Origin of the sequence: uncultured Proteiniphilum sp., assembly GCF_937873925.1 — a bacterium.
Classification (GTDB): domain Bacteria; phylum Bacteroidota; class Bacteroidia; order Bacteroidales; family Dysgonomonadaceae; genus Proteiniphilum.
Window position 1 is genome coordinate 21,192 of sequence record NZ_CALNAT010000201.1, and the last position, 6,602, is coordinate 27,793.

The 6,602-nt window shown below is 41.8% G+C and carries 3 protein-coding genes; all 3 read right to left on the reverse strand.

The annotated features are described in order from the left end of the window. Window positions 1-85: 85 nt before the first annotated feature. Genes Q0502_RS13750 through Q0502_RS13760 form a run of 3 tightly spaced genes read right to left on the reverse strand, consistent with a single transcriptional unit; the run spans window position 86 to window position 6,410 of the window. On the reverse strand, window positions 86-1,294 hold the full coding sequence (locus Q0502_RS13750; RefSeq protein WP_298651727.1) for a DUF5000 domain-containing lipoprotein: 1,209 nt from the start codon (window positions 1,292-1,294) through the stop codon (window positions 86-88). Between the two features lie 31 nt (window positions 1,295-1,325). Further along, on the reverse strand, window positions 1,326-3,260 hold the full coding sequence (locus Q0502_RS13755) for a RagB/SusD family nutrient uptake outer membrane protein (protein ID WP_298651730.1): 1,935 nt from the start codon (window positions 3,258-3,260) through the stop codon (window positions 1,326-1,328). Window positions 3,261-3,281: 21 nt separating this feature from the next. Further along, on the reverse strand, window positions 3,282-6,410 hold the full coding sequence (locus tag Q0502_RS13760) for a TonB-dependent receptor (protein WP_298651733.1): 3,129 nt from the start codon (window positions 6,408-6,410) through the stop codon (window positions 3,282-3,284). Window positions 6,411-6,602: the final 192 nt, after the last annotated feature.

The following is a 6,602-nucleotide window of genomic DNA, read 5'->3' on the forward strand; positions in this document are numbered from 1 at the left end:
AGCAGGCAAACCGTTATTGCCGATATATAAATTATTTCCATCAAATTATTCATAAATAATCATTCATTTAAATTACTAATATTTTCTATTGCATTACAGATGGCCTGTTGTCGCCATAGATTTCCACCTCACCGATTTGAAAATTAGCCCCATTGGCCCAGGTTCGTTTTGCTAATATTCTTATATAGCGTACCGGCGGGTTATTTGGATCGTTTGTAAAATCCTCTCCGTTCCGAGCTTGTTCTTCATCTTCAATAGACAGCTGCCCAAGAGGTAACCCGGATGGCTTGATAGATTCACAATCCATTAACTTAGTCCATTGTTCCCAACCTGATTGAGCGGGATTGTAATTTACACATCCCCATACTTCGAAGTTCCTCAAATTCCCTTCGTGAAAAATATAATTCGTATTCGAGGTCCTTTGAAACAACCGTAGCCGGCTGATTTTTCCTATTACTCCCAAATCAAAAGAAACAGTTTGGGGCCATATGCCCGTTCCTGCAGGGGAGCTATAACACGGGTCGCCTCCATTGTTCCCGTCCCATATCCTATGTATGTCATAATCAGAATTATATGGGGGGATATCTCCTGATGTTGTCACTTTGGCGAATTTCAATTTATCGAATTCCGTTTCATAAATCGGGATAATCGTGTCATATCTAAAAGGGCTCTTGTTTCCCCAGTGGTCTTGCAGGTAAGTCCGGAAATAAAAAGGGATCGTATCCATACCCCGTACGGTGCCCTTTCCGTTTATCGAGGAACTATAGAATATTTCTTTGGGTACATACTCCCTATTATGATCTTCTATTTCAATATTAACCGAAATTTCCGCTCTGCCTGGATTTTCCCATGTGGCCAGTAATCCTCCAAAGTCTGAAACAATCGAAAGGGTTTTCGAAATAGAAAGGACATCCGGAATAAGCGGTCTTATCGTTTCAACATGTGGATCGGACTCATTACGGCTTTTGTCCACAGCGATCAACTTCACCTGATACTGTATAGTGTCACCAAAGCCCAACACTGACAGTGAATCAACAAAAGCCGAAGCTTTGCTCTCTACTTCCGTTTCCCCATCAATAGAGTAAACAGCTTTTATATATAACAAATCTTCATCGGAAGGAAGTGTATAGTGGAAAACAGCACCTCCCGCAATATTCTTCACACTTACATTTGTTATTATTCCGGGCGGGATATTGTCCAGAGGTTGTTGTCCTACAGGCTCTTCATTCCCACATGAATAAAGAAATACCATCCCCAAAACTAACCGGATAAAACAATTCTTTTTTAGTTTCATATTATATTTATAGTTATAAATGCTTAATAATTTACCATCCATAGTTTTGAACAAGATTTTTGTTCACAAACAAATTAGACTCCCGTATTGGCCAGAAATAATCTTTTACGGTAAACCTCACCGATTCGTTCCTCAAAGGAAGGACCGTATAGAAATCTTCCGGCGTTTCCCCCATGATATTCCATCCTTGCGGGTCTGCATTGTAAACCTCTATTTCTTTCCATCTCCGTATATCCCAAAAGCGTTTTCCTTCAAAAGCCAATTCTATCGCACGCTCTCTGCGGATGATGTTCCTTCTGCCCTCTTTCGTGTTAATTTTTTCCGGGTTCGTAGAATATTTTGTCCATGAGTTGGCAATTCCTTCCAATCCAGCACGTTCCCGGATCATATCCAAGTACCTGAATATTTCATCCTCCGGCCCTTCCGCTTCATTTAATGCTTCGGCATACATCAAATATAAATCGGCCAACCTGTAAACGGGAAATGGGAAATATTCCCAGGTTGTCCTGTCGTATTGCTGTGTATTTTTATAGTGGCTCATTTTTTTAGCCCCATAGCCTGTAATACTATTTGCTTCCCCGGCCTGGAAACCGGAAATTTGGGTATTCATAAATTCGCAATGCTTGGCATCTTGGAACGTATTGTATCCGGCACCAAAATAAATCCCTTTGTCAAAAGCGATGCTTGCATAAAAACGAGGTTCACGGTTATAATGCAGGTAGACAGTTTTTTCTCCTTCTTTTACATAATAAATCTCCTCATCGGCAGATGGTTCGGGACGAATGGAATGTCTATTCTGATACCACCCTTTGGCTTGCCAGTCTTTATCTTCCTCCATAGGTACACCATTAGCGGAATAGTATTTGCTTACTAATCCCAGCGTAGGAGACCATTCACTTGTCACGGCAGACAAGGTGGTGGGACTCATCCGGATTATTCTTGTTGAAGCGTCACGTGCAAGGATCCCGCAATCATTATTTGTCCCACCCCATATCAATTCAGAATTCCATTTGTCGCAAATAGCCTGCCTGTAATTTGTTTCCAATTGTAATGTTTCAGGTTCATTAATTAATAACGGATCCACCTGATTATACAGCTTTTTCCCTTGTTCATGGGCAGCGTTAATGGCTTTAAGGCAAGCATCAGCGGCTATCTGCCATTTGTTGGGATCGTAATCTTGAGGAAATAGCTGCCTGCCTTTGTTATCTTTCATTCCCGAATAATCAGTATTGCCGTTAAACAACGGGCTTGCCGCAAAAAGTAGTACTTCCGCTTTCAACGTCATGGCGATCAGTTTATCGACCCTGCCGGCTTCTGTCCCTTCAACAATTTCTTTTGCTTCCGGTAAATCTGGTATCGCTTCTTCTATCAGGCCAACCACATAATTCACCACATCTTCAATGGGTTCCCTATAAACCTGAACTTCCGCCACATTGGCAGAGATGGGCAGGTTCACGTCTACGATAGGGACCGGACCATACCGCTTCATTAAGGAATAATGATAATAAGCTTTTAAAAATTTGACTTCTGCGACCCACCTCCTGCGGTTATGCTCCATCAAATCCCTCACGTTATCTATATTTTCAAGAAAAATATTACAATCACGAATGCCTACCCATAATGAACGGTTACCATCCCATGTATTCATGATCGGTTCATTGGCATTTTGTAATCCACGTGTTATTTTTGTTCCTCCCCATGTGACAAATCTTGTTCCTGATTCCATCTGCACGTACCTCTGTGTCGTTTCGTCCGAACCGGTCATCGCCGGATCATTTTGTATATCTCCGATTGCCGGCCTGTAGCTATAACACCCGTATAAGTATTTTTCCGCAGCAATACTGTTTTTAAATGCATAATCAATTGTGGCCACATTATCAGGAACAACATCTAAATAATCACAGGATGATGTGATATACAATACACAGAGAAAATGTAGTATGTTTTTTATTATTCTTGTTTTCATCTTAATTCTGTTTTAAAACCTTCAAAAACCCAACTGTATACCTATATTAAATACTCTTTGAACAGGATAACCCAACCCGTTTCCTCCCATTTCGGGATCCCACAACTTGAATTTGCTGAATGTGAGCAAGTTTGTCCCGCTAAAATAGATGCGTAAATTAGACATATGGGCTTTAGACGCGATGTGTACAGGCAAAGTATATCCTAACTCGACAGACTTTAGACGAAGGAACGTGCCATCGCGCATCAACCATGTAGACGTCCTGCTGTTATTTTCTATATGGGTGGTCGACAGGCGCGGCCACATGGCATATACATTCCTGTTTGCCTCCGACCAATGACTGTCGGCGATAGCCTCCATCAACCCTTGTTGCCCCCCGATAAACGGGGTTACATCTACAATTCCACGATCAAAGTCATTATATGTTGTCAGCCAGAAGGATGTCCTTGCATTTCCCTGGAAAAAGAAAGAGAAGTCAAAGTCCTTATAACCGGATGATAATCCGAACCCGTAGGTAATTTCAGGAGTTGTAGGATATCCTATGGGAGCCATATCCAGTTCTGTAATTTTCCCGTCCCCGTTCAAATCCTTATATTTGATATCACCGGCTTTATAATTCCCGAACTGTGTCGGGGAATTGCGTACCTCTTCGTCGTCTACAAATAAGCGTTCAGCAATATATCCCCAGGTTTGAGTCAATGGATATCCAATTCTCGATCTCCAGGGAGCATCGGGATAATCAGGCTCTTCGTATACTTTAAATTCGCTTGTGGCGTAAGTGAAATTGGCTATACCGCTTATCCAGGCGTTTTTGTTAAAGGAATGGTTCATATTTACGGAAACATCAACTCCGTGGGCAGCGGCTTTACCCACATTGGAACGGGTAGCAGCCTGGAGACCCATGGTTGAAGGGATAAATGCCCTGTCCATCAGTATATTGCTCCTGTCTTCCCGGAAGTATTCGGCTTGAATATCAATTTTTTCAAATAGTCCGATCTCGGCGGTAATATTAAATTTCTTTGAAGTTTCCCAGGTAATTTGGTCATTCGCGTACCGGCTAATAGAGACCCCATCTTTGCTAAGGCCGCCACTATTCCCAAATGTGCCGAAGGAAGAGCGGTGGTTCGCGCTGTTCATGTTCACATTGGAAAGATAAAAGAACCTGTCATTGGCATCACCGATAGCATCGTTCCCCGATAACCCATATGTGGATTTTAATTTCAGGCTGCTCACAATCTTACGCAATCCTTCCCCGTAAAAACCTTCGTTAGAAATAATCCATCCGATACCGGCAGAAGGGAAAAAACCAAAACGTTCTGCTTTCGAGAAACGCTCCGACCCATTATATCCGAAATTCCCTTCGAACATATAACGCGAATCATAGGCGTACGTGATACGTCCTGCCAGGTTAAGGTTCCTGTATGGTAGCGACCTTTGCAGATCTCCCGCGTTTCCTATTAATTCATTCCGCATGGTATAAACTAAAAGAGCTCCTACCTCATGCTTTTTATTAAAATTACGGGCCCAGTTGAGTGCACTCTCGAAATAGGTAACTGCATTTACATTTTTAGGACCTTCACTATATGAAAGATAATCCGTTCCCTGTTCTTCATTCAGAGGAGAAAGCACATATGTATCTCTTTCTTTGTTATAACTTCCCACGGTATAGTAAAACGGATCATATTGCCTTACTACGTCAAAGTATGAATACCGGTTGGCATTAAACATAGCCCGTAAGGAAAGTCCTTCTGCGATGAAATCAAGATCTTGTTTTAATTCAAATTGAGCCCCCATTTGGCTTTCTGAATATTCTTTATAACCTCTAACCATTTCAGCATAAGGGTTATAATATTGCATGTTGTCGTAATTGCCGAACAATATATGTTCCGTATATTCATTTGCCGCATCTGCTGCATAATAGGGAGGGAACAACACCGGATTTGTATGCATCACCATTTGAAAAATCCGCTGACCCCCTTGCGGGGGACCTTTATAATCGTCGAATGCTCCCGATAGACGCACAATTGCTTCTGTTGTTGGAGTAACATTAATATTTACGTTCGAACGTAACATATACCTGTTCAATTGAACGTTGTTATTAAAATTGTTTTTATTGTCAACATTCAATACGCCGTTATCGTTTATTACACTTCCGGCAAGATAATAACGGGTAACTTTTCCGCCACCCGACAGGTTGAAATTCAATCGATGGTTATTGGAATAATCTTTAAATAGCATATCGTACCAATCAGTTGCCGGATATGCATAAGGGTTGGTTCCGTTTATCGTATTTTGTATTTTGTGTTCCGAATACATCAATTTACCAAGAGGATCTCTTGTTCGGATGGCCTCGTTGTGTAACCGCATATACGTGACCGGATCCGCCATGTCAACCATTTTTGTTGGCTGAGAAAAAGCTTCCTCATACCTGATATTTATCCTGGCCTTTCCTTCACGTCCCTCTTTGGTCGAAATAAGGATAACGCCATTTGCTCCTCTCGAACCATACAGGGCTGTCGCTGTCGCATCTTTCAGGATCGAAAAACTTGCAATATCATCCGGCTGCATTCTGGCTAGCTCCGTGCTGGTTGACTCATTATTATCGATAAGGATCAACGGGTCTTTCTTATATCCAAAAGTGGTTACTCCACGGATAAAGAATTCTGCGTTATCTCTACCCGGTTCGCCACTTCTCTGATAAGCGATTAGCCCGGACATTCGCCCGGCCAACGCAGTGGTTAGGTTACTTGAAGGGACTTTTAATTCTCCGGGATTTATAGTCGATATAGAAGCTACAACGCTCTCTTTCTTTTGCCTGCCGAAAGCGACGATGGTTACTTCATCTAATTCACTGGCCGCGGCGCTCATGGTTACCTCGATATACGTTTGATTTCCTACCTCAATGGTCTGCGATTCCAGTCCGAGAAAAGAGAATACCAGCTTATCGGCAGGAGTAGCCCTTATTTCGAAGGTTCCGTCGATATCGGTAGTAACCCCTCTTGTTGAATTTTCAATCAGGATGCTAACCCCGGGTAAGGGTTCACCCGTTTCCGCTTCTACAACCTTTCCTCGTACTTGTATCTCCTGTGCAGATAAATAGAAAGGAACAGCCAGAAGAATACATAGTAAAAAATTTAATTTCTTTTTCATCTCATTTTTACTTGCTTTAGATTAATAATTAGAATTATTTAGGTGTTAAATGATACTACTAAAAAAGAGGATCTTTTCTCTTTACGATGATAATAAAGGATCTGGCACCTGTAGGAATTTCCCTACGGGCATGTGAGTTCGCCTCTTATTGGAGTTATTTCCGGATAAGAGGAGTTTGTTTTCGTTAAAATA